17 protein-coding genes are annotated in these 23968 nt (G+C 74.7%); 7 read left to right on the plus strand and 10 right to left on the minus strand.

The window, feature by feature from the left end:
- Window positions 1-3 precede the first annotated feature (3 nt).
- Both KPL59_RS26800 and KPL59_RS26805 read right to left on the minus strand, forming a co-directional pair.
- Window positions 4-2148, minus strand: coding sequence for a bifunctional diguanylate cyclase/phosphodiesterase (locus KPL59_RS26800; RefSeq protein WP_226362414.1), 2145 nt, complete (start codon window positions 2146-2148; stop codon window positions 4-6).
- Window positions 2149-2280: 132 nt separating this feature from the next.
- Window positions 2281-4830, minus strand: a complete 2550-nt coding sequence (locus KPL59_RS26805) for an RNA helicase (RefSeq protein WP_226362415.1) — start codon at window positions 4828-4830, stop codon at window positions 2281-2283.
- 160 nt (window positions 4831-4990) lie between these two features.
- On the opposite strand from KPL59_RS26805, the gene KPL59_RS26810 reads away from it, so the two are divergent.
- From KPL59_RS26810 to KPL59_RS26825, 4 genes are all read left to right on the plus strand, one after another.
- Window positions 4991-6874 carry a histidine kinase gene (locus KPL59_RS26810; RefSeq protein WP_226362416.1) on the plus strand — a complete coding sequence of 628 codons (1884 nt, stop codon included), beginning with the start codon at window positions 4991-4993 and terminating at the stop codon, window positions 6872-6874.
- Window positions 6875-6947: 73 nt separating this feature from the next.
- A complete protein-coding gene (locus KPL59_RS26815; protein WP_043277242.1) occupies window positions 6948-7682 on the plus strand; it encodes a beta-phosphoglucomutase family hydrolase in 735 nt (244 codons plus the stop codon).
- Window positions 7679-10063: a glycoside hydrolase family 65 protein gene (locus KPL59_RS26820; protein WP_226362417.1), complete on the plus strand. Its 2385-nt coding sequence runs from the start codon at window positions 7679-7681 to the stop codon at window positions 10061-10063. Before KPL59_RS26815 ends, KPL59_RS26820 begins: the two co-directional genes overlap by 4 nt.
- Window positions 10064-10360: 297 nt before the next feature.
- Window positions 10361-12490 carry an AAA family ATPase gene (locus KPL59_RS26825; protein WP_226362830.1) on the plus strand — a complete coding sequence of 710 codons (2130 nt, stop codon included), beginning with the start codon at window positions 10361-10363 and terminating at the stop codon, window positions 12488-12490.
- Here the strand turns inward: KPL59_RS26825 and KPL59_RS26830 are convergent.
- The 4 genes from KPL59_RS26830 to recQ all read right to left on the minus strand — a co-directional run bounded on the left by KPL59_RS26830 (window position 12487) and on the right by recQ (window position 17139).
- Complete coding sequence (locus tag KPL59_RS26830; RefSeq protein WP_226362418.1) at window positions 12487-13680, minus strand: alpha/beta hydrolase; 1194 nt, start codon at window positions 13678-13680, stop codon at window positions 12487-12489. The genes KPL59_RS26825 and KPL59_RS26830 overlap by 4 nt on opposite strands.
- 150 nt (window positions 13681-13830) lie before the next feature.
- Window positions 13831-14409 (minus strand): DinB family protein, encoded by a 579-nt coding sequence (locus tag KPL59_RS26835; RefSeq protein WP_226362419.1) that lies wholly within the window; start codon window positions 14407-14409, stop codon window positions 13831-13833.
- Between the two features lie 115 nt (window positions 14410-14524).
- On the minus strand, window positions 14525-15295 hold the full coding sequence (locus tag KPL59_RS26840) for a gamma-glutamyl-gamma-aminobutyrate hydrolase family protein (RefSeq protein WP_226362420.1): 771 nt from the start codon (window positions 15293-15295) through the stop codon (window positions 14525-14527).
- Window positions 15292-17139: a DNA helicase RecQ gene (gene recQ / locus KPL59_RS26845; RefSeq protein WP_226362831.1), complete on the minus strand. Its 1848-nt coding sequence runs from the start codon at window positions 17137-17139 to the stop codon at window positions 15292-15294. The genes KPL59_RS26840 and recQ overlap by 4 nt, the downstream gene beginning before the upstream one ends.
- Window positions 17140-17468: 329 nt before the next feature.
- Between recQ and fgd the strand changes: the two genes are divergently transcribed.
- Both fgd and KPL59_RS26855 read left to right on the plus strand, forming a co-directional pair.
- Window positions 17469-18473 carry a glucose-6-phosphate dehydrogenase (coenzyme-F420) gene (gene fgd, locus KPL59_RS26850; RefSeq protein ID WP_226362421.1) on the plus strand — a complete coding sequence of 335 codons (1005 nt, stop codon included), beginning with the start codon at window positions 17469-17471 and terminating at the stop codon, window positions 18471-18473.
- Window positions 18470-19249, plus strand: a complete 780-nt coding sequence (locus KPL59_RS26855) for an enoyl-CoA hydratase/isomerase family protein (protein WP_020623544.1) — start codon at window positions 18470-18472, stop codon at window positions 19247-19249. Before fgd ends, KPL59_RS26855 begins: the two co-directional genes overlap by 4 nt.
- Before the next feature lie 111 nt (window positions 19250-19360).
- Here the strand turns inward: KPL59_RS26855 and KPL59_RS26860 are convergent, their stop codons facing one another.
- The 4 genes from KPL59_RS26860 to KPL59_RS26875 all read right to left on the minus strand — a co-directional run bounded on the left by KPL59_RS26860 (window position 19361) and on the right by KPL59_RS26875 (window position 23139).
- Window positions 19361-20233: a BTAD domain-containing putative transcriptional regulator gene (locus KPL59_RS26860; RefSeq protein WP_083695912.1), complete on the minus strand. Its 873-nt coding sequence runs from the start codon at window positions 20231-20233 to the stop codon at window positions 19361-19363.
- Window positions 20234-20452: 219 nt separating this feature from the next.
- On the minus strand, window positions 20453-21103 hold the full coding sequence (locus tag KPL59_RS26865) for an ATP-binding protein (RefSeq protein WP_226362422.1): 651 nt from the start codon (window positions 21101-21103) through the stop codon (window positions 20453-20455).
- Between the two features lie 288 nt (window positions 21104-21391).
- Window positions 21392-22306, minus strand: a complete 915-nt coding sequence (locus KPL59_RS26870) for an MEDS domain-containing protein (protein ID WP_226362423.1) — start codon at window positions 22304-22306, stop codon at window positions 21392-21394.
- A 305-nt stretch (window positions 22307-22611) separates the two neighbouring features.
- Window positions 22612-23139 (minus strand): OsmC family protein, encoded by a 528-nt coding sequence (locus KPL59_RS26875; RefSeq protein ID WP_020623540.1) that lies wholly within the window; start codon window positions 23137-23139, stop codon window positions 22612-22614.
- Window positions 23140-23328: 189 nt separating this feature from the next.
- On the opposite strand from KPL59_RS26875, the gene KPL59_RS26880 reads away from it, so the two are divergent.
- A complete protein-coding gene (locus KPL59_RS26880; RefSeq protein ID WP_051050132.1) occupies window positions 23329-23967 on the plus strand; it encodes a CDP-alcohol phosphatidyltransferase family protein in 639 nt (212 codons plus the stop codon).
- Window position 23968: the final 1 nt, after the last annotated feature.

Here is a 23968-nt window from a genome sequence, read left to right on the forward strand (position 1 = left end):
TGTTCAGAGCTCGCGCAGGAACGGGTCCCGGATCAGGTCCGGGACCCGTTCGGCGGCGACCGCCGGTGCGTAGTACCAGCCCTGGGCGTTGGCGCAGCCGTACTCGCGCAGCCGCGCCGCCTGCTCCCGGGTCTCCACCGCCTCGGCGGTGACCTCAAGGTCCAGCGCCGAGGCCAGCGAGATCAGCGTGCGCAGGATGACGTCGTCGCGCTCGGCGGTCCCGGCGAGGAAGTGCCCGGCCAGCTTGAGCCGGTGCACCGGCAGGTGCCGCAGGTAGGCGAGGTTCGAGTAGCCGGTCCCGAAGTCGTCGATGGCGATCTTCACCCCGAGCCGGTCGAGCTCGCGCAGCGTCGCGAGCGGCCGGCCGGGCGACCCCATCAGATCGGACTCGGTCTGCTCGACCTGCAGCAGCTCGGGTGGCCAGTCGTGGCGCTCCAGGGTTGCCGCGACGTCGGCGACCAGGTCGGACTCGGTCACCTGCCGGGCGGCGACGTTCACGCTGATGGTCAGCGGCCTGCCCGGGTACGCGTCGGACCAGATCCGGCCCTGCCGGCAGGCCTCGTCGAGGACACGACGGCCCAGCGGCACGACCAGCCCGGGCTCCTCGGCGAGCGGGATGAACCGGTCCGGGCCCAGCAGCTGTCCGTCGGGCCGCTGCCAGCGCACCAGCGCCTCCACCCCGATCGTCTGCTCGTCGGCGAGGCGGACCAGCGGCTGGTAGACGACCACGAAGTCGTCGCGGCGCAGTGCCTCGGGCATCTGCGAGGACAGCTCGAGGCGGGCGACGTCGTCGCGGTGCCGGTCGCGGTCGTAGAGCACGTAGCGCCCGCGGCCGGCGCGCTTGGCCGAGTACAGGGTGGTGTCGGCGGCGGCGATCAGCTCGTCGGCGTCCAGCTCGCCGTCGTGGCGCACCACCCCGACGCTCGCCGAGATCACGATGTCGCGGCCGTCGACGCGGACCGGCCTGCGCACGGTCCCCAGAGCGCGGGTCGCGACCTCCTCCAGCTCGGCCCGGTCGGCGGTGCACGGCACCAGCACGACGAACTCGTCCCCGCCCATCCGCGCGACGAGGTGACCCGCGGGCTCCAGCGTGTCCCGCAGCCGGTCGGCCAGCACCTGCAGCAGCCGGTCCCCGGCTTGGTGGCCCAGGGTGTCGTTGACGACCTTGAACCCGTCGAGGTCCAGGTAGCAGACCCCGGGGCGGGCGCCGGAGGAGCCCGCGTCGATCGCGGCGCGCAGCCGCTCGAAGAACAGCGACCGGTTCGGCAGCCCGGTCAGCGGGTCGTGCGACGCCTGGTGGGCCAGGCTCTCCCGCATCCGGAGCTGGTCGGTCACGTCGGTCACCACCGCGACGAACAGCCGCTCGTCACCGCCGACCGGTCCGAGCAGGGTGACGACGGCGTCGATCCACACGTCGCTGTCGTCGGCCCGCCGGACCGAGCGGACCACCCGGAGCCGGTCCAGCGAGCCGTCGAGCAGCCGCGGCCGCTCCGCCCACACCTCCGGCGCGGACTCCGGGGGCACGAAGTCGGTGACCCGCATCGTCAGCAGCTGTGCGGGGGTGTAGCCGAGCATGACCGCGGCGGTCTCGTTGACCTCGACGAGCCTGCCGCCCGGGTCGAAGATCACGATCCCGACGGCCGCGGAGTCGACGACGGTCCGCAGCCGCAGGTCCGAGCGGCGGCGGGCCTCCTCGGCGACGCGGCGGGCCTCCAGCGCGGCGCGGGTGACCTGCTCGTGCTCGGCGAGGACCAGGCGGCGGGTGGCCTCGGTGAACCCGCGGGCGAACGACGCGAGCACCGCCGCGATCCGGCGGACCCGGGCGGCGGTGTCGGCGGCGGGTTCGAGGTGTGCCCCGAGCAGCTCCATCCCGACCTCCAGGCAGCCCGGCTGGTGGATCCGGGCCCGCACCAGGTCCCCGCCGGCGGTGGCCGGGAGGTCCGGGTCGTAGCGCTCGGCCAGTGCGGCGGCCCGCAGCTGCCCGGTCACCCGGTCGACGACCGGGCGCAGCTCGGTGACCGGCAGCACCGAGCGGCGGGCCAGCTCCTCGGTCCACGGGGCGGCGAGGTCGGCGGGGTCGGGGAGGGCTGCGCGGACGAGCGCCCGTCCGTGGTCGGCGCGTGCAGCGGCGACGTCGGCCTGCTGCATCCACCGCCCCCGTTCGCTCCGGTGGGAGGGACTTCCCTCATGATCGGGATGATCGGTGAACACCGTAACCGATCCGACCCGCCCGGTGGGGCCGACCGGGTTACGTCGGTGCCGGACAACCGGCCGGTCGGGTCAGACCGAGGACCCGTCGGTCACGTCCGTCACCCACACGACCGCCTCGCCAGCCTCGTCGGAGGCGGCGAGGTCCACCTCGGCGACGATCGCCCAGTCCCGGTCGCCGGCCGGGTCGTCGAGCACCTGGCGCACCAGCCAGCGGTCGGCCTCCTCGGTGAGGTCGAACAGTTCGGGCCCGCGTGCGTCGGGCCCGAAGCCGATCCGGTCGTGGATCGCGAAGTAGGGGGCCAGCGCGTCCCGCCAGCGGTCGGCGGTCCAGCCGGCGTCGGCGTCGAGGTCGCCCAGCTCGGCGTAACGGCCCATCGCCGCGAGCTCCACCCGGCGGAACAGCGCGTTGCGCACCATGACCCGGAACGCGCGGGTGTTGCCGGTGACCCCGGTCGGTGTGGCGACGGCGACCTCGGCCCCCGGCGGCAGCACCTCCCCGTCGGCCCCCGCACCGGCGGCGAGCTTCTCCCACTCGTCGAGCAGCGAGGAGTCGGTCTGGCGGACCAGCTCGCCCAGCCACTCCACGAGGTCGGTGAGCTCCTCGGTGCGGGCGTGCTCGGGCACGGTCTGGCGCAGCGCCCGGTAGGCGTCGGCCAGGTAGCGCAGCACCAGGCCCTCGGAACGGGCGAGCTGGTAGTGCGAGACGTACTCGGTGAACGTCATCGCCCGCTCGCTCATGTCCCGGACCACCGACTTCGGCGACAGGACGGCGTCGGCGACCCACGGCGCGCCGCGGCGGTAGGTCTCCAGCGCGGCGTGCAGCATCTCCTCCAGCGGCTTGGGGTGGGTCACCTCCTCCAGCCGGGCCATCCGCTCCTCGTACTCGATGCCGTCGGCCTTCATCGCCGCGATCGCCTCGCCGCGGGCCTTGTTCTGCTGGGCGGCGAGGATCTGGCGGGGGTCGTCGAGGGTCGACTCGATCACCGAGAGCACGTCGAGGGCGTAGGTCGGCGACTCCCGGTCGAGCAGCTCGAACACCGCCAGCGCGAACGGCGACAGCGGCTGGTTGAGCGCGAAGTCCAGCTGCAGCTCGTCGACCACCCGGGCGCGCGGCCGGGCCGCGCCCTCCACGGTGTACTGCTCGACGACGCCGGAGGTGCGCAGCGCCCGGTAGATCGCGATGGCCCGCAGCATGTGCTTGAGCTGCCGCTTGCGGGGCTCGTGGTTGTCGGTGAGCAGGTGCTCCATCGCCGCGTAGGTGTCCCCGCCGCGCGAGACGACGTTGAGCAGCATCGCGTGGGTGACCTCGAAGTGGCTGGTCAGCGGCTCGGGGCGGGCCTGCTGCAGCTTCTCGAACGAGGTCTGCGACCAGCCCACGAACCCCTCGGGGGGCTGCTTGCGCTGAACTTTGCGGCGCTTCTTCGGGTCGTCGCCCGCCTTGGCCAGTGCCTTGGCGTTCTCGATGTCGTGCTCGGGGGCCTGTGCGACGACGGTGCCGACGGTGTCGTACCCGGCGCGCCCTGCCCGGCCGGCGATCTGGTGGAACTCGCGGGCCTTGAGCGGGCGCACCCGGCGCCCGTCGTACTTGGACAGCGCGGTGAACAGCACCGTGCGGATGGGCACGTTGATGCCGACGCCGAGGGTGTCGGTGCCGCAGATGACCTTGAGCAGCCCGGCCTGGGCCAGGGTCTCCACCAGTCGCCGGTAGCGGGGGAGCATCCCGGCGTGGTGCACGCCGATCCCGTGGCGCACCAGCCGGGACAGGGTGCGGCCGAAGCCGGAGGTGAACCGGAACGCCCCGATCGTCTCGGCGATCGCGGCCTTGTCCTCCTTGGAGGTGACGTTCACGCTCATCAGGGCCTGGGCCCGCTCGACGGCGGCCTGCTGGGTGAAGTGCACGACGTAGACCGGGGCCTCACGGGTCGAGAGCAGCTCGGTGATCGTCTCGTGCAGCGGCTCGACGACGTAGCGGAAGTGCAGCGGCACCGGCCGCTCCACCGAGGTGATCTCGGCGGTCTCCCGGCCGGTGCGCCGGGTCAGGTCCTCGGCGAAGAACGACGTCTCGCCCAGCGTGGCGCTCATCAGCAGGAACTGCGCCTGCGGCAGCTCGACGATCGGCACCTGCCAGGCCCAGCCGCGTGACGGGTCGGCGTAGAAGTGGAACTCGTCCATGATCACCGTGCCGACGTTGGTCCCGGGGCCCTCGCGGAGCGCGAGGTTGGCCAGGATCTCCGCGGTGCAGCAGATGATCGGCGCCTTCTCGTTCACCGCGGCGTCGCCGGTGAGCATGCCGACCTTGTCCGCGCCGAAGACCTCGCACAGCGCGAAGAACTTCTCGCTGACCAGCGCCTTGATCGGTGCGGTGTAGAAGCTGCGCTCCCCGCGGGCCAGCGCGGCGGCGTGCGCTCCGATCGCGACCAGCGACTTCCCCGAGCCCGTCGGCGTCGAGAGGATCACGTTGGCGCCGGTGACCAGCTCCAGCAGCGCCTCCTCCTGCGCCGGGTACAGCGACAGGCCGCGCTCGTCGAACGCCCACTCGGCGAAGGTGTCCACCAGCGCGGCGGGGTCCGGGGGGTTCGCGGGGTCGGAGGAGCGCGGCAGCCGGTCGGTGAGCGTCATGATGGGACCGATCGTCGCAGACACCCCCGACACCGGGCGCCGCAGCGCCGAGGTGGCGCCCGCACTCGCCCGTGCGGGGGATAGCGTGGATGCCGTGGTGGGGGGCGGTGCGACGCGCGGCGCCGGGCAGTCGGGCGCCGGCGCGGGACCTGGCGCGCCCATGCCCGACCTCGTCCCGCCGATGCTGCCCGCCGCCGGGGAGCTGACCGACGCGGTCGACCCGGACCGCTGGGCGGTCGAGTTCGCCTGGGAGGGCCACCGCTGCGTGGCCTACGCCCGGCCCGGCCGCGTCCGGCTGCTGTCGTCCACCGCGCGCAGCGTGACCGGGTCCTTCCCCGAGCTGGCCGTGCTCGGCGACCAGGCACCGCCAGGGGGCCTCGTGCTCGACGGCACCGTCGTCGCCCTCGACGAGGCGGGCCGTCCGTCGCGCGGGCCGCTGCTGCGCCGCACCGCGACGGTGTCCCCGGACACGGCCCTGCGGACCGAGGTGCCCATCGGCTACGTCGTCACCGACCTGCTGTTCTGCGACGGCCGCCGCACCCTGGAGCTGCCCTACCGGCGGCGCCGCGCGGAGCTGGAGGCACTCGGCCTGGCCGGGCCGAAGATCCTGGTCCCGCCCTCGTTCGGGCTCGACGAGGCCGACCTGGTGGTGCGGACCGCGGAGCGCTACGGCCTCGACGGACTGCACCTCAAGCGGCTCGACCTGCCCTACCAGCCCGGGCGGCGCACCCGGAACTGGCTGCGGGTGCCGCTGCGCCGGCACCGGCAGGTGCTCGTCGCCGGCTGGGTGCCGGCCGGGGGCCCCGGCGGGGGCCGGGAGCGGATCGGCGCGGTGCTGCTGGCGCTGCCCGAACCCGACGGGCTCCGCTACGTGGGCCGCGTCGGGATCGGCGCCGCCGACGTCGACGCCCGGACCGTCGTGGGCGTCCCCGCCACCGGGACCCCGCCGCTCGGGGTGCCCGAGGGCATCGGCGACGCCCGCTGGCTGGCCCCCGGCCTGGTCGCGGCGGTCGAGCACCGGGGCCGGACGGCCGCCGGGCGGCTCGCCCTGCCGTCCTGGCGCGGGCTGGTGCCGCCCGCCGAGCACGACGACGACCTGGGCGCCGCCATCGAGGCGGCCCGCCGGGCGGCGTCGGCGTCCCGGCCGACCGTCGCGCTGCGCCGGCCGGGGGCGTCCCCGGCCGGGACCGGCCCGGGTCCGGAGACGGTGGTGCTGCCACGGGCCGCCGGCGCGGGCACCCGGCCCGCGGCCGCCGACGACGACGCGCGCCCCGCCACCCGCACCCCGGGCCCGGCCCCCGGCCGAGCCGGGCCGGACCACGACCCGGCCGCGCGGACCACCCGGGATTCCGCCGCCGCGCCGGCAGCCGAGCCGGCCGCCCGCGACGCGCCCCCCGACGAGGCCCGTCCGCCGCGGCCGGGCGCCCACCGCGCCCCGGCCCCCGACGAGACCGTCCGCATCCGGGTGCGCGACGCGGTCCCGCCGCTGCCCGGGGCCCCGGCGGCGCCGACGGCCGTCCCGACCGCAGCCCCGGACGGCCCCTGGCACGGGCCACTGTCGCGCCGGCTGGAGCAGCACTTCGTCTACAACACCCTCAACACCATCGCGTCGCTGGTGCGCACCGACCCGCCGCGGGCCCGGGAGCTGCTGCTCGGCTTCGCCGACCTGTCACGGGCCGCGGACCGGGCCGGGGAGGCGTCGATCCGGCTCGACGAGGAGCTCGCCGCCGTCCGGGCCTACCTGCAGATCGAACGGACCCGGTTCGGGGCACGCCTGACCACCGAGCTCGACGACCCGTCCGGGGCCGGGGTCGACCCGTCGTCCGCGGTGCCGCCGCTGTCGCTGCTCGCCGCGGTCCGCCGCGGGGTGCAGGAGGAGATCGAGCCGCACAGCGCGGGCGGCGCGGTCCACGTGCGGCTGGACCCGGACGCCTCCGACGGCCCGGCGGCCCGGGTGGAGGTCCATCCGGCGGCTCCGACGGACACCTCCGCCGGCGCCCCGTTCGTCCTGTTGGTCCTGCCGCTGGGCGTGCCCGTGGTGTGACACCCGTCGGCGGGGGAGTGGCGTGCACCGCCCGGGGCGACGGAGCTTCATCGATCCGGATAGCGTGCGCGCCATGCTGGGGCTGCCCGAGGGCACACGCGCGTGCCTGTTCGACCTGGACGGCGTACTCACCGACACCGCGAGCGTCCACGCTGCGGCGTGGAAACAGATGTTCGACGAGTACCTCCGTGCCCGTGACGGTGACGGGTACACCCCGTTCGACGTCACCACCGACTACGGTCCGTACGTGGACGGGAAGCCCCGTCTCGAGGGGACCCGCAGCTTCCTCGCCTCGCGCGGGATCGAGCTGCCCGAGGGGACGCCGGACGACCCCCCGGACGCCGAGACCCTGTGGGGCCTGTCGACCCGCAAGAACGACCTCGTGCAGGAGCGCATCCGCACCGACGGCGTCGACGTCTACCCGGGGTCGCGTCGCTACCTGGAGGCGGTGAAGGACGCCGGCCTCACCACCGCGGTGGTGTCCTCCAGTGCCAACGCCGAGCAGATCCTGCGGGTCACCGGGCTGGAGACCTTCATCGACCACCGCGTCGACGGGGTCACCGCCCGCGAGCGCGGCCTGCCCGGCAAGCCCGCCCCCGACACCTTCCTCGCCGCCGCGGCCGACCTCGGGGTCGACCGGTCCGCCGCGGTCGTGTTCGAGGACGCGCTGGCCGGCGTGCAGGCCGGCCGCGCGGGGGACTTCGGCGCCGTCGTCGGCGTCGACCGTCTCGACCAGGCGGCCGCGCTGCGTGAGCACGGCGCGGACGTCGTCGTCACCGATCTCGCCGACCTGCTGGAGCGTTCGTGAAGCCCGACCACCTGCCCACCTTCACCGTCGAGCCGTGGGTGGTCCGCGAACCGCGCCTCGACCTGGACGCGATGGGCCAGACCGAGTCGGTCTTCGCACTGTCCAACGGCCACATCGGGCTGCGCGGCAACCTCGACGAGGGTGAGCCGCACGTCCTGCCCGGCACCTACCTGAACTCCTTCTACGAGGTGCGCCCGCTGCCGTACGCCGAGGGTGGCTACGGCTACCCCGAGTCCGGGCAGACGATCATCAACACGACCAACGGCAAGCTGATCCGGCTGCTGGTCGACGACGAGCCGTTCGACCTGCGCTACGGCACCCTGCACCGGCACGAGCGGGTGCTGGACATGCAGGCCGGGACGCTGAACCGCGAGGTCGAGTGGGAGTCCCCGGCCGGGCGCCGGGTCCGGGTCCGCTCCACCCGCATGGTGTCGCTGACCCAGCGTGCGGTCGCCGCGATCTCCTACGAGGTCGAGCTGGTGAGCAACGGCAACGAGGGCAGCGGCGCCGCCGGTGACGCGGCGCTGCTGGTGCTGCAGTCCGAGCTCGTCGCGAACGAGCAGCTGCCCGGCCGCGACGCCGACGACCCGCGCCTGGACACCGCGCTGGACAACGTGCTGGAGCCCGAGCAGTCCCGCGCCGGCGACGCCGGGGCCACCCTGGTGCACCGCACCCGCAAGTCGGGGCTGCGCTGCGGCGCGGCGATGGAGCACGAGGTCTTCGGCCCGGACGGGATCCAGGTGTCCACCGACGCCAACGAGGACCTCGCCCGCACCACCGTCATCGCCAGGGTGCAGCCCGGCCAGTCGCTGCGCGTGGTCAAGTACCTCGCCTACGGCTGGTCCTCGCGGCGCAGCCTGCCGGCGGTCTACGACCAGGTGCGCGCCGCCATCGCCGCCGCCCGCTACACCGGCTGGGACGGCCTGGTCGCCGAGCAGCGCGACTACCTCGACGACTTCTGGGCCACCGCCGACGTCGAGATCGACGGCGACGCCGAACTGCAGCAGGCCGTGCGGCTCGCGACCTTCCACATCCTGCAGGCGGGCGCCCGCGCCGAGCGCCGCTGCATCCCGGCCAAGGGGCTGACCGCCGACGGCTACGACGGCCACACCTTCTGGGACACCGAGACGTTCTGCCTGCAGGTGCTGTCCTTCGTCGCCCCGGAGGCGGCGGCGGACGCGCTGCGCTGGCGCAAGTCGATCCTGCCGCTGGCCTTCGAGCGCGCCGAGACCCTCGGCCTCAAGGGCGCGGCGTTCCCGTGGCGCACCATCCGCGGCCACGAGTGCTCCGGCTACTGGCCCGCGGGCACCGCGGCGTTCCACATCAACGCCGACATCGCCGACGCGGTCAAGCGGCACGTGCACGCCACCGGCGACACCGCGTTCGAGCTGGAGGTCGGGCTGGAGCTGTTGGTCGCGACGGCGCGGCTGTGGCGCTCGCTGGGCAGCCACGACTCGGCGGGCAACTTCCGCATCGACGGTGTCACCGGCCCCGACGAGTACTCCTCGATCGCGGACAACAACGTCTACACCAACCTGATGGCCCAGCAGAACCTGCGCTACGCCGCGGAGGTCGCCGCGAAGCACCCGCGGTCGGCGTCGCGGCTCGGGGTGGACTCGGAGGAGATCGCGTCCTGGCGCGACGCCGCGAGCGCCATGTTCATCCCGTTCGACTCCCGGCTCGGCGTGCACCCGCAGTCCGAGGGCTTCACCGACCACCAGCGGTGGAACTTCGAGGAAACCCCGGCCGACCGGTACCCGCTGCTGCTGAACTACCCCTACTTCGACCTCTACCGCAAGCAGGTCATCAAGCAGGCCGACCTCGTGCTGGCGATGCAGATCTTCCCGGAGGCGTTCACCGAGGAGCAGAAGCGCCGCAACTTCGCCTACTACGAGGCGATCACGGTGCGGGACTCGTCGCTGTCGGCGTGCACCCAGTCGGTGATGGCCGCCCGCACCGGGCACCTGGAGCTGGCCCACCAGTACCTCGCCGAGGCCGCGCTGGTCGATCTGCAGGACCTCGCGGGCAACACCGACCACGGCATGCACATCGCGTCGATGGCCGGGACCTGGACCGCGGTCGTGCTGGGCTTCGGCGGGATGCGCTGCGAGGCCGACGGGCTGTCGTTCGCGCCGGTGCTCCCGACGTCGCTGTCGCGGATCTCGTTCGGCCTGAAGTGGCAGGGGCGCCGGATCCGGGTCTCGATCACCCCCGAGGAGACCGAGTACCGCCTCACCGACGGCGCCCCGATGCGGCTGCGCCACCACGGCGACCCGATCGCGCTCGACGGCGAGGCCCCGGCCACCGCGCCGACCCCCACCCCGGAGTGGGTGGAGCCGGTGGAGCAGCCCTACGGGCGGGCCCCGCGGGTCCGCGGCTGACCGCGCCCGGCGCTCCGCCGTCCGGCCGCTCCGCCGGACGGTGGGGCAGCCGGACGGTGGCCGGACGACCCCGGCCCGTCACGTACCGGTCGGTCGTGCACCGCTGGTAGCCTGGTCAGTCGCTCCGTCGGCGACAGGCTCGCCCTGCCACCGCGCGGACGTGTCGTGTACGTCCCCCCGGTGGAGGATCCCCGCGCCGTGCCCGAACCCACTTCCGCTGCCGGTTCCCCGGCTGCCGGGGCCGACCCCGCCGCGCCGGTCGACCCGGAGCTGGCACACGAACAGTCCTACGTGGCCATGCTCTACGAGCAGCTCGAGGACCGCCGCCGCGACACCGCGCGCCGGCTGGCCGACACGCTCCGCGAGGAGACCGTCGGCACCCCGCAGGCCATCACCCAGCGCGACGCCGCCGCGGAGATGCTCACCGACCGGCTCGCCGGGCTGCGCGCCGCCGAGCACGGGCTGGCCTTCGGTCGGCTCGACGCCGACGACGGCGAGATCCGCTACGTCGGCCGCATCGGCCTGCTCGACGAGGACAACGAGTACGAGCCGCTGCTGATGGACTGGCGGGCGCCCGCCGCCCGGCCGTTCTACACCGCCACCGCCGCGAACCCCGAGGGGATGCGGCGGCGCAGGCACCTGCGGACCCGGCTCCGGCAGGTCGTGGCGATCGACGACGAGCCGCTCAACCTGGCCGAGATGTCCGAGGAGGAGCGGGCCCGCTCCGGGTCGGGGCTCACCAGCGAGGCCGCGCTGCTGGCCGCGGTGTCGCAGGCCCGTACCGGGCGGATGGGCGACATCGTCGCGACCATCCAGGGCGAGCAGGACCGGATCATCCGGTCGAAGCCGTCCGGCGTGCTGGTCGTGCAGGGAGGGCCCGGCACCGGCAAGACGGCGGTCGCGCTGCACCGCGCGGCGTACCTGCTCTACACCCACCGCGACCGGCTCGCCCGGCGCGGCGTGCTCGTCGTCGGGCCGAACCCGACGTTCCTGCGCTACATCGGGCAGGTCCTGCCCTCGCTGGGGGAGACCAGCGTCGTGCTCGGCACCGTCGCGCAGCTGTTCCCCGGCCTGGACGCGCGCCGCACCGAGTCCCCGGCGACGGCGGAGCTGAAGGGCCGCGCCGAGATGGCACCGGTGATCGCCGCCGCCGTGCGCGACCGGCAGCAGCTGCCGCGCAGCCCGGTCGAGCTCGTCGTGGAACAGCAGCGGGTGGTGTTCGACCGCGACACCGTCGCCCAGGCCCGTACCCGGGCCCGGCGTTCCCGCAAGCCGCACAACGAGGCCCGCCGCATCTTCCGCAAGGAGCTGCTCCGGCTGCTCGCCCAGCAGGTCGCCCGCCGTGTCGGCGGCGGCGAGTCCGGTCTGCTGGACCGGCGCGACGTCGACGACATCCGCGACGAGCTCGCCGAGTCCGCCGAGGTGGCGGCGCAGCTGGAGGAGCTCTGGCCGACGCTGTCGCCCGAGCAGCTGCTGACCGACCTGTTCGCCGACCGCCGCCGGCTCAACTCGGTGGCCCGCCGGATCCCGGCGCCCGAGCGGGCGCTGCTGGAGCGCCCTGCGCCCGGCCCCGACGTGCCCCCGGACCTGCGCTGGACCCCGGCCGACCCCGAGCTGCTGCGCGCCACCGACATCATCGACGCCGACCGGCTCGCCGAGCGCATGCAGGTCTCCCGCTACGACTCCACCGCCGAGCGGGCTGCCGCGGACCGTGAGTGGACCTACGGCCACATCATCGTCGACGAGGCGCAGGAGCTCTCGGCGATGGCCTGGCGGATGGTCATGCGCCGCGCCCCCGCCCGGTCGATGACCCTGGTCGGGGACATCGCCCAGACCGGGGACCGCGGCGGTGCGGGCTCCTGGGACGAGGTGCTGTCACCGTTCGTGGCGCGGCGGTGGCGGCTGGAGCAGCTGACGGTGAACTACCGGACGCCCTCGGAGATCGCCGACGTCGCCGACGACGTGCTCGCCGAGATCGACGCCTCGCTGCAGCCGCCGTCGTCGGTGCGCTCGACCGGGGTCCCGCCGTGGGCGGTGGCGCTGCCCGCCGGGGCCGACGGGGACCGGATCCTGGTCGAGAGGGTGCGCGCCGAGCGCGACGCGGTCGGGGACGGGCGCATCGCCGTTCTCACGCCGCAGGGCCGCCTGGACCGGGTCCGCGCCGTCCTCGACGCCGCCGGGCTCACCACCCCCGAGCCCGCCGAGGGGGAGTCCGAGCTGGACGCGCCGGTCGTGGTGCTCCCGGTCGCGGCGTCGAAGGGGCTGGAGTTCGACGCCGTCGTCGTGGTGGAGCCGCAGGAGATGCTCGACGAGTCCCCGCGCGGGCTCAACGACCTCTACGTCGCGATCACCCGAGCCACCCAGCGGCTCGGGGTGCTGCACAGCGGGGAGCTGCCGCCGGTGCTCAAGCGGATCGGCCGGCCCTAGCGCACCCAGCGGTCGAACCAGGACAGCAGCGCCGCGCGCTGCAGCTCGGTGCCCGGGGTGACGGTGCCGAGCGCGTCACCGGCGCCGTGCTCGAGGCCGGGCAGCTGCAGGTAGCGGGTCGGGACGCCGAGATCGGCGATCGCGGCGGTGAAGCGCGCCACCGGAGCCGCCGGGACGAGGTGGTCCGCCGAACCCTGCACGACCAGCGTCGGCGGCGAGTCGGGCCGGGCATGGGTGATCGAGTCGGTGAACGCGTAGCGCTGCGGGAACTGCTCCGGCGACCCGCCGATGTAGGCCGCCCCGACCTGGCGCCCGATCGCGGAGAACGGCTCGGTGGCGGTCAGGTCGACCGCCGGGTACATCCCGGCCACCGCCCGCACCCGGGGCAGCGTGGCGCGGTCACCGCAGGTCGGGGCCAGGGTCCCGGCGCGGTCGAGGTAGGCGGCGTTGACCGCGAGGTTGCCGCCCGCCGACTCGCCGAAGATCCCGACCCGCGAGGTGTCCAGCCCGAGCGCCGGGCCGGCGGTGCCGACCCAGGTGAGCGCGCAGCCGACGTCGCCGACCTGGGTGTCCCAGTTGTGCACCTGCTCGGTCGCGAGCCGGTAGTCGACGTCGACGACGGCGTACCCGTTGTCGGCGAGGAACCGGTTGTACGGCGACGGGCCGCGCGAACCCTGCACGAAGCCGCCGCCGTGCACCCGCACCAGCACCGGCGCGGGACCGCCGCCCGGCTGGGGCAGGTAGAGGTCCGCGAGCAGCGGGGTCCCGCCCGGAGCACCGAACTCGACGGTGCGGTCCGGCCCGGGCGCGGCGACCGGGACGGGCGAGACCGGCAGGAACGGGTGCAGCCCGCCGCCGTCGCGGGCGACGGTCACCACGAGCGCCGTGTAGGTGCCCGCGGCCACCAGCGTGGCGGCCACGGAGAGGCCGATCAACACCGAGCCGGCCCGGCGACGCCGCGACAGCGCCCGCACCCCGGCGGCGGCCGCCACGCCGACCAGGGCGAGGACGACGTTCCACACGCCGAGGCCGTCGCGCAGCGACCCGAGCACGAGCACCAGCCCCTGCGACGTCACGTCCTGCAGCAGCGGCCCCCACCAGCCGACCGGGGCCAGCGCGAGCGCCTGGGCGAGGACGGTCCAGACCAGCACGAGGACGGCCAGCAGGCCGAGCAGCACGGCGAACAGCACTGCCCCCGCGCGTCGAGGACCCGACCGTGTGGCCGGCCCTGCCGTCGTCCGCCCCGTGTCCGTGTCCTGTCCCACTGCGGGCCCCCCGTCGTCCGTCGCACCGCCGGATGTCGTTGTGCAACAGAGTAGGCGCTCCGCTCGGCGGGCTGCTCAGGCGCGGGCGCGGTAGAGGTCCCGCAGCAGCGCGATCTCGGCCCCGTGGTGCAGGACCTCGCGGTGGATGTGCAGCACCAGCGTCGCGAGCGGCGCGTCGGCGTAGGGCCCCTCGGCCGGTCCGCACGGCCGGGCCAGGCCGTCGGAGCCGAGCGCGGCGACCCCGGCGGTCCACCGGGCGTACTCGGTGTCCAGGGCGTCCAGGGCCGCGGCCGCGGTGCCGGGATAGTCGTAGGAGTCGAAGTCGACCGCCGGGCCGCCGAAGTGGGAGTGCGACCGCAACGCGAACACCCCCACGACCACGTGCGCGATCCGCCAGGCGATCGTCGTGACCGGGGGCGGCTCCGGCGCCGGGAAGGCGAAGTCGATCACCCAGTCGCCCGGTCCGGCCCCCGGCGGGGTCACCGACTCCCCGCGGCGGCGCACGCCCCAGCAGCCGGGTACCGGCTCCCAGTGGTACTCGTCGTCGGTGAGCCCGGCCAGCCGCGGGCGCAGTGCGGTCTCCCAGTGGAACGTCAGCTGAGCGAGCAGCTCGGAGTTCCAGTCGACACCCGTCGTCGTCCCCATCTCCGTCATGACCCCACAGCCTGGCCCCGATCGCGGACACCCGCTGCCCGCGTCCACACCCCCTGTCCGGTAGGCACACCCGTCGTGGCGGGTGTGGACACCGGACAGGGGGTGTGGATCCGGCTCAGCCGGCGAGGCGGACCGGGCGGAAGGCGCGGCTGCGGGCCCGGGTGGCGGCGGCGACCAGGGCGCGGGCCAGGCGCAGGTCCTCGGCGTCGCGCTCGGGATGGGACTGGACACCGACCACCCAGGGCGCGTCCGTGCCGCCGGGGCCGGCCGGGTCGCTCCACTCCAGCGCCTCGACGACGTCCCCGGCGCGGGCGGACACCCGCAGCCCGAGGGCGACCCGGTCCACCCCCTGGTGGTGGTGACAGCGCACGGTCACCGGCCCCGGACCCAGGATCTCCGCGGCCCGGGTCCCCGGTTCGGTCAGCACCGGCACCGGCGCGTACACCCCCGGACCGGCCGAGTGCGCCCCGTCGACCTGTGCACCGACCACGTCGGGCAGGTGCTGGTGCAGCGTCCCGCCGAGCGCCACGTTGAGCAGCTGCAGCCCGCGGCACACCCCCAGCACCGGGATCCCGCGGCCGAGCGCCCGGTGCAGCGCCGCCACGTCGGCGGCGTCGCGCCCGGTGCGCGGCGTGTCGGTGTGCGCGCCGGCCACCTGCCCGTAGCGGGCCGGGTCGACGTCCTGGCCGCCGGTGAGGAGCAGCCCGTCGAGGGCGTCCACGGCCTCCTCGGCGCCGTTCACCGGCGCGAGCAGCACCGGGACCCCGCCCGCGGCCAGCACCATGTCGACGTAGGTGCGGGGGACCAGCACGACGTCGTCGTCCCGCATGATCCAGTAGTCGGCCCGCTCGCTGTAGCAGCTGATGCCGATCAGCGGGCGCGTCACGAGCCGGCCCCGTGCAGCACGTCGATCACCTGGTCGCCGTAGCGGGCGAGCTTGCCCTCGCCGATCCCGGAGATCGTGCCGAGCGAGGCCCGGTCGGCGGGGGACCGTGTCGCGATCTCGCGCAGCGTCGCGTCGTGGAAGATCACGTAGGCGGGGACGCCCTGCTCCTTCGCCGTCGCCGCCCGCCAGGCCCGCAGTCGCTCGAACACCGGCGCGACCTCGGCCGGCATCTCCACGGCCGGCTTCGACCCGCCGCCCCGCGACCGCGACGGCCGCGCGGTGCGCTCCGGCTCGGTGCGCAGCATGACCTTCTGCTCACCGCGCATCGCGGCCGGGGACTCGTCGGTGAACCGCAGGGTGGAGTAGTTCCCGCCGACGGTCAGCAGCCCCCGCGCGACCAGCTGGCGCAGCACGTTGCGCCAGGCGACGTCGCTCAGCTCGGTCCCGATCCCGAACACCGACAGCTCGTCGTGGCGGTGCTGGTCGACCTTCGGGGTGTGCTTGCCCAGCAGGATGTCGACGACCTGCCCGGCACCGAACTCCTGGTTGCGCTCCTTCTTCAGCCGCCACACCGTCGAGAGCACCTTCTGCGCCGCGACCGTGCCGTCCCACGAGGACACCGGTGTCAGGCAGGTGTCGCAGTTCCCGCACCGCTCCGACTCCGGCTTCTGCCCGAAGTAGCGCAGCAGCTGGGCCCGGCGGCACTCGGTGGTCTCGCACAGCGCGAGCATCGCGTCGAGGTGCTGGGCGAGGCGCCGCTTGTGCGCGGCGTCGCCCTCGCCGTCGTCGATCATCTTCCGCTGCTGGACGACGTCGGCGAGCCCGTAGGCCAGCCACGCCGTGGACGGCTCGCCGTCGCGCCCGGCGCGGCCGGTCTCCTGGTAGTAGCCCTCCACGGACTTGGGCAGGTCCAGGTGCGCGACGAACCGCACGTCGGGCTTGTCGATGCCCATCCCGAACGCGATCGTCGCGCACATGACCAGGCCGTCCTCGCGCAGGAACCGGGACTGGTTCTCCCGGCGCACCGACGCGTCGAGCCCCGCGTGGTAGGGCAGCGCCCGGATGCCCTGCGCGGTGAGGAACTCCGCGGTCTCCTCGACCTTGCGCCGCGAGAGGCAGTAGACGATGCCCGCGTCCCCGGCGTGCTCGGCGCGCAGCAGCTCCAGCAGCTGGCGACGCGGCTCGTTCTTCGCGACGATCCGGTACTGGATGTTGGGCCGGTCGAAGCTCGCCACGAAGTGGCGCGCATCGGTCAGCTCCAGGCGCTGGGCGATCTCGGTGCGGGTCGCGTCGGTCGCGGTCGCGGTCAGCGCGATCCGTGGCACGTCCGGCCAGCGCTTCGGCAGCTCGGAGAGCAGCAGGTAGTCCGGCCGGAAGTCGTGCCCCCACTGCGCGACGCAGTGTGCCTCGTCGATCGCGAACAGCGCGATGCGGCCGCGCTCCAGCAGTCGGACGGTGGACTCGACCCGCAGCCGCTCGGGGGCGAGGTAGAGCAGGTCCAGCTCCCCGGCGAGGAACTCCTGCTCGGTGAGGCGGCGCTCGTCGGCGTCCTGGGTGGAGTTCAGGAACCCGGCCCGCACCCCCAGCGCGCGCAGCGCGTCGACCTGGTCCTGCATCAGCGCGATGAGGGGGGAGACGACCACACCGGTCCCGGGCCGGGCCAGCGCCGGGACCTGGTAGCACAGCGACTTGCCGCCACCGGTCGGCATGAGCACCAGCGCGTCGCCGCCGCCGACGACCTGCTCCACGATCGCCTGCTGCTCGCCGCGGAACGCGTCGTAGCCGAAGACCCGGCGCAGGATCTCGTGCGGGTCGCTGCTGTGCACCCGCTCGGGGACGGGCAGCTCACGGGCCGGTGCGGGTGCGGCGGCCCAGGCGTCCTCCGGTGGGGGCTCGTACCCGTAGTCCTCCTCGGGCTCGGGCGGGAGCGGGATCTCGTCCGGGGCGGAGGCGTCGAACACGTCGTCGATCGTACGAGCCCCGCCCGCCGCGCCCCGCCCGGCACTCACGTCGCGGCACCGGGCACCGCGTCCGACGCGTGGTCCCGGTCACCGCCCGTGTGTCGTGGGCGCCGCGGTGCTGCGCCGGGCGCTCCCGGGGTGTAGCAAGACCTGCAGGACCAACGGCGCCCCGCAGACCGGACGCCGGGCGATCACGTGAGAAGGACGGACCCGTGGATCTGAAGATCGGGTACAAGGCGTCGGCCGAGCAGTTCGGCCCCCGCGACCTCGTCGAGTACGCGGTGCTCGCCGAGGAGCTGGGGCTCGACAGCGTCTGGGCGTCGGACCACTTCCTGCCCTGGCGGCACGAGGGCGGCCACGCCCCGGCCGCGCTGCCCTGGATGGCGGCGGTGGGGGAGCGCACGAAGCGGGTGCAGATCGGCACCTCGGTGCTGACCCCCACGTTCCGCTACAACCCCGCGGTGCTCGCCCAGGAGTTCGCGACGATGGCGCTGCTCACCGGCAACCGGGTCGCGCTCGGCGTCGGCACCGGTGAGGCGCTCAACGAGATCGCCGTCTCCGGGCGGGAGTGGCCGGAGTTCAAGGAGCGCTTCGCCCGGCTGCGCGAGGCCGTGAAGATGATGCGCGCGCTGTGGACCGAGGAGTCGGTCAGCACCGAGGGCGAGTACTACACCTTCGTCGACGCGATGATCTACGACCGGCCCGAGCAGCCGGTGCCGATCTACGTCGCCGCGGGCGGTCCGATGGTGGCGCGGTTCGCCGGCCGCTTCGGCGACGGGTTCATCTGCACCTCGGGCAAGGGCATGGAGCTCTACACCGACAAGCTGATCCCGGCCGTCGAGGAGGGCGCGGAGAAGGCCGACCGGGACGCCTCGGGCATCGACCGCATGATCGAGATCAAGATCAGCTACGACCGCGACCCCGACGCCGCCCGGGAGAACACCCGGTTCTGGGCGCCGCTGTCGCTCACCCCGGAGCAGAAGAACTCCGTCGACTCCTCCCGGGAGATGGAGCGGCTCGCCGACGAGCTGCCGATCGAGCAGGTCGTGAAGCGCTGGATCGTCGCCTCCGACCCGGACGAGGCCGTCGCGCAGATCAAGCCCTACCTCGACGCGGGCCTGAACCACCTCGTCGTCCACGGCCCCGGGCACGACCAGCGCCGGTTCCTGGAACAGTTCACGACCGACGTCGCACCGAAGCTGCGGGCGCTCACGTGAGCGCCGCGACGAGCGCACCGGCGCTGACCCGCGAGGGGCGCGTGCTGCGCTGCCGCATCTCCACCGGCCGCCACGGCACCCTCGACGGCCCCGCGGTGGCCGAGGTCGCCGAGGCGCTGCTGGCGCTCGACCCGGCCGAGACCGGTGCGGTCCTGGTGCACGGCGACGGCGAGAACTTCTGCACCGGGGGTGACGTGCGTGCCTTCGCCGGCGCCGAGGACCGCTACGCCTACGTGCACTCCCTCGCCGACACCTTCCACTCGATGCTGCGCCCGCTGGCGGCGAGCCCGGTGCCGACGGTCGCCGCGGTCGCCGGCTGGGCGGCCGGCGCGGGCATGAGCATCGCGCTGGCGTGCGACCTCGCCGTCGGCGGGACCTCGACCCGGATGCGCCCGGCCTACCCGGGCATCGGGTTCTCCCCGGACGGCGGGATGACCTGGACGCTGCCGCGGCTGATCGGCGCCGCGCGGGCGCGACGGGTCCTGCTCACCGACGAGGTCCTGGACGCGGAGACGCTGGCCGAGCTGGGACTGCTCGCCTCGGTCGTCGACGACGACCGGGTCGCCGACGAGGCCGCCGCGGTCGCGCACCGGCTCGCCCAGGGCCCGACGGCCGCGCTGGGCCGCATTCGCGGGCTCCTGGCCGACGGCTGGGACCGGGGCCTCGCCGAACAGCTGGCGGCGGAGGCGGACTCCATCGCGACCTGCGCCGCGGGCCCGGAGGGTGCCGAGGGGCTCGCCGCGTTCGGCGAGAAGCGTCGCCCGCAGTTCCACTGAGCGCATCTCGTCCAGGACGGACCCGGACACGACGGAGGGGGCGCGACCGACCGGTCGCGCCCCCTCCGTGTACGTCCTTGCGTGTGCCCTGGCGTGTCGCGGTGCGGTCGCTCAGCGCGCGCTGGCCGGGCTCCCCGCGACGACCCGGCGCGACCGCTGCGGGCCGCGGGAGATGCCGGGCATGCCCACGGTGAGGCGCTGCGTCGGACGGTGCAGACCCGGGCCGAGCGGCCAGCCCGCGTCCAGCGGGGCGAGCAGGCGGTCCAGCTCGGAGTCCGGGGTGGCGCCGACGCTGTTGCGCAGCAGCCGCTGGAACTCCTCGTACTCGGCGAGGGCGTCGGCGACGTGCCCGCCGGCGAGCAGCGCCTCGACCAGCGCGCGACGCGACCGCTCGCGGCTCGGGGCGGTGGCGACGGCCCGGCGCGCGACGGCGACGGCGTCGTCGTGCCGGTCGGCGGCGGTGAGCGTGCCGGCCAGACCCTCCAGGGCGGACAGGCGCAGCTGGCGGAACCGCTCGCGTTCCACGGCGATCCACGGCGCGGTCCACGACGGGAGGATGTCGGACTCCAGCAGCGTGGTCTCCGGGGCGCCGATCTCGCGCACCGTGCGCAGCATGCTGGGCGCGGACAGCCCGCGGATCAGCAGCATGGCCTCGGTGAGGTCGACGACCACGTCGTCGGCGAGCTGCAGCCGCCCGAGGTGGTCGGCGTCGAGCAGCCCCGGTACGTCGACGCCGGCGACGGCCTCGTCCAGCAGCCGGGCCGCGGGGACCGGGCCGACCCCGGGCCACAGCGTCGCCGCGAGCGCCGCCGTCGGCTGCGGACGCCGGTGCACGGCGAGGTAGGCGACCAGCCGACGGGAGTCGACCGGCAGCGGGACGGCGCGGTCGTCCGCGCGCAGCCCGAACGAGCCCAGCACTCGCACGTGCGGGGCGGAGGTGGGAGTGATCTGCTCACTGGATCGACAGTGATCGTCGTCGGACATGGCCGTTTCCCCGGATCGGTCGTGGCGTTCGGCCCGCGGTCGGCTCCGCACAGAGCCGGGGCGCGCCGGGCGGGAGGCCTCGGATCGCGGAGCGGGCACGACGGAACTGCACCGACACGGACGGCGGGCGGCGTCTCCGTGTGGTGTCGTCGCTTGCGAGGATAGCCCAGCAGTGCCCACGGTGTGAGATCCGGGTGGGGGCGGATCGTGAGATCTGCCTCAGGCCCGGGAGAGCAGCCGGACGTGGGTGCCGTCCGGCGCCCGCCACACGTGCAGGCTGTCGCAGAGCTGCCGGGCGATCCAGGTCCCGCGTCCCCGCGCCTGCGACGGGTGCGGCGGCGCGAGCCCGATCAGCGGCAGTGTGATCACCCCGCTGTCCTGGACCTCGCAGACCAGCTCGCCGTCGCGTGCCCAGACCGACAGCTCCGCCTGCGGGGACCCGTGCTCGACGGCGTTGGTGGCGATCTCGTTGACCGCCTGCACCATGTCCTCGCCGCGGGTGGTGTCGAACCGGCAGGCCCGGGCGGCCTCGGTCACGGCGTCGCGCACCCGGGACAGCTCGAAGGTGTTGTAGGACAGCGTGACGTCCGGCGGCCCGAGCAGGTGCGGCGGCGCGATCGGCAGGGCCGCGACCGCCTCGGCGGGCGGGCGGTACCGCGGGTTCGCGGCGAGCCCGGACGCGTGCAGCCGCAGCGGGTGGTTGACCTCGGCGGACTCGCCGACCGCGCCGTGCAGCGGCAGCCGTGGGTAGGCGCACACCTGCAGCACCGGCAGCCCCGCCAGGGAGATGTTGAGCGCGGCCTCCAGCTCGACCCAGAACCCGCCGTCGACCCCGTCGAGGTCCGGGTCGTGCGCGGAGACCACCAGCACCGGGCGGCCCGACGAGGTCAGCGCACGCAGCTCCCGGGCCCGCCAGGCGGCGACGGTCTGTCCGGACTCCCGGGCCGAGCTGGTCAGCGACGTCAGCCTGCCGAGCTCGACCTCGTCGCCGAGCTCGTCGTGCAGCGCCTGTTCCAGCGGCGCCGGCAGGTCGAGCGCGACCCGGGCACCGGTGTCCCGCGCCGCGGCCCGGGACGACGGCGGCGAGCAGCTCCACCGGATCGTCGGCGTGCACCAGGGCGTGCCGGAAGCCGGGCGGGCGGGGAGCGGCGTTGACCTTCACCGGTCCCGTCCTCCCGGATGCACGACCTCGCGGGCCGGCGGACGGTCGTCGAACACGAGCTGGGGGGAGAACGCGGCACCGCAGCGTTCGAGCACCCGCAGCACCCGCGGCCGGACCCGGTGCAGCACCAGGCGGTGGGTGGCCGGGAAGCCCTCGGCGGCGTGCACCAGCGCGACCGCGGTGGCGACGTCGATGAACCGCACCGAGGCCATGTCCAGGCCGATGTCGGGGGAGGCGTCGGCGGAGCGCAGTGCGGAGTCCAGCGCCGCGTGCAGCAGCGAGGTGATCTTCGAGCGGTTGCTGTGGTCGACCTCGCCGGCCAGCCGTGCGTGACCGGTGCCGAGCCGGACGATCCGGAGCAGGCCGTCGTCGTAGGCGGTGGAGCACGGGACGTGGTCGCGGTGCAGGGCACGCATGATGTCGACCTGCTCGGCGGGGAAGTGGTCGTCGTAGGTGCACAGCGCGGTCAGCCCGCCCGCGCTCTCGCGGACCAGCCGGGCCAGCAGGCCGTCGTACTCGGGCAGGGTGCCGGCGGCACCCGCGTCGAGCACGGAGTGCATCTGCCCGGTCATCCGGGTGCCGTTCCAGCCGAGCTCACGGGAGCGGACGATCTCGTCGGCCATCCCGGCGTACACGTCGGCGAGCGGGGTGCGGAAGGTCTGCCGGGTCCGCTCGGCGGGCAGGATCTCCAGCTGGCCGCGGCGCAGCGGGTCGTCGACCTCGACGCCGTCCTCGGCGAGACGGCGGAGCAGGACGTCGGCGGCGCCGTCGTCGTCGAAGTAGAGGATGCGCTCGCCCCGGTCGAGACCGTGCCCGACGTAGGCGGCGGCGAGCTCCCCGAGGTGCTCGGTGCTGTCCGGGACCGCGCACACGTGATCCCCGGACGTCAGCGCGTCCGCCAGCTTGATCACGTCTCACCTGCCGCGCCCGCCCCGCCGCCGCTCCTCGCGGCGCCGGGCACACCCCGTCACGAACTCCTGGACGGATCAACCGTACGGAGGCCCTCGGCGGAGGCCCGAGACCTCGGAGCGTGCGAGGCGCCGAACCGACGGTGACGCGCGACGAGCGGAACGTCACCGGCGGGCGACGGTGGTGCGCAGACCCGGTCCGACCAGGACGTACGGCCGTTCGGCGCTGTCCGGTGTCCGCCGGACGGCGGTGGCTCCCGGCGTCGGGGGTTCACCGTCCGTGGCGGCGCGGTGGTGGCGTGGCGGGGTCAGGCGGCCGGGTTGACCGCGACCGAGGTGGTCGCGCTGCCCTGGATGGTCTGCAGGACGACGCAGTACCGCTCGGTCAGCTTCACCAGGGTCGCGACCTTGTCCTGCGCCGCGGGCGCGTCGCCGTCGCGGATGTCGACGTCGAACGACAGCCGGATGTCCCGGAACCCGACCGGGGCGTCCTTCGCGACGCCGAGCGTGCCGCGGAAGTCGAGGTCGCCCTCGGCCCGCACGGCGCCGTGCACCTCGAGCTCCAGCGCGGTCGCCACCGCGCGCAGGGTCACCCCGGCACAGGCCACCAGGGCCTCCAGCAGCATGTCGCCCGAGCACAGCTGGGTGCCGTCGCCGCCGGTGGCCGGGTGCAGGCCCGCCTCGGCCATCGCCTGGCCGGTGGAGACCTTGCACGCCACACCGGAGCCGAGCTCGCCGTCGGCCTTCAGGGTGATGACCGCCGACTCCGGGTCGTCGCGGTACTGCTGCTTGAGCGGGGCCTGGATGTCACGGAGGGAGACGTTCGTGTCGGTCATGTCCCCATCCTCACCCCGACGGGGCGCCCCGCACACCCCGACCCGACGACTAGGGTGCCCGGTGTGGGCAGGGAGAGCGACACCGGACGGGCGGCCGCGGTGCGCCGCAGCGCCCGCGAGGCCGCCGACTCGGTCCGCGAGGCCCGCGACACCGTCCGGGACACGGTGCGCGACACGGTCCGGGACTCGGTGCACGACACCGTGGGCCCGCCCACCGACGACGACCGGCTCTGGACCGTCCCGAACGCGCTCAGCATGCTGCGCCTGGCCGGGGTGCCGCTGTTCCTGTGGCTGATGCTCGGCCCGGAGGCCGACGGCTGGGCCGTCGCGGTGCTGGCGATCGGCGGGTTCACCGACTGGCTCGACGGCAAGCTCGCCCGTGTCCTGGACCAGTTCAGCCGGTTCGGCGCCATGCTCGACCCGGCCGTGGACCGCCTCTACATCCTGGCCGCGCTCGTCGGGCTGGCCGCGCGCGACATCGTCCCGTGGTGGGCGGTGGTCGCCCTGGTCGCCCGCGACGTCGTCCTCGCAGGCTGCGTGTTCGTGCTGCGCCACCGCGGCTACGGCCCCTTCGAGGTCGTCTACCTCGGCAAGGCCGCCACCTTCGTGCTGCTCTACGCCTTTCCGCTGCTCCTGCTCGGCGACGGCCCGACACCCGCCGAGGCCGTGGTCGGTGTCGTCGCGAACGCCTTCGCCATCTGGGGCGTGGCCCTCTACCTGTGGTCGGGGCTGCTCTACCTGGCCCAGTTCCGGCTGGCGCTGCGCCGCCCGGCGCCGGGCGTCCCTGCCCCGGCGACCCGGTTCGATCACGACCGGGCCGGGGGATAGG

Origin of the sequence: Pseudonocardia sp. ICBG1142 (assembly GCF_020496255.1) — a bacterium.
Classification (GTDB): domain Bacteria; phylum Actinomycetota; class Actinomycetes; order Mycobacteriales; family Pseudonocardiaceae; genus Pseudonocardia.

Excerpts from the sequence above, each read along its gene's own strand:
- KPL59_RS26800 (WP_226362414.1), bottom strand. The coding sequence starts at position 2,148 with ATGCAGCAGGCCGACGTCGCCGCTGCACGCGCCGACCACGGACGGGCG.
- KPL59_RS26805 (WP_226362415.1), bottom strand. The coding sequence starts at position 4,830 with ATGACGCTCACCGACCGGCTGCCGCGCTCCTCCGACCCCGCGAACCCC.
- KPL59_RS26810 (WP_226362416.1), top strand. The coding sequence starts at position 4,991 with ATGCCCGACCTCGTCCCGCCGATGCTGCCCGCCGCCGGGGAGCTGACC.
- KPL59_RS26815 (WP_043277242.1), top strand. The coding sequence starts at position 6,948 with ATGCTGGGGCTGCCCGAGGGCACACGCGCGTGCCTGTTCGACCTGGAC.
- KPL59_RS26825 (WP_226362830.1), top strand. The coding sequence starts at position 10,361 with ATGCTCTACGAGCAGCTCGAGGACCGCCGCCGCGACACCGCGCGCCGG.
- KPL59_RS26835 (WP_226362419.1), bottom strand. The coding sequence starts at position 14,409 with ATGACGGAGATGGGGACGACGACGGGTGTCGACTGGAACTCCGAGCTG.
- KPL59_RS26860 (WP_083695912.1), bottom strand. The coding sequence starts at position 20,233 with ATGTCCGACGACGATCACTGTCGATCCAGTGAGCAGATCACTCCCACC.
- KPL59_RS26875 (WP_020623540.1), bottom strand. The coding sequence starts at position 23,139 with ATGACCGACACGAACGTCTCCCTCCGTGACATCCAGGCCCCGCTCAAG.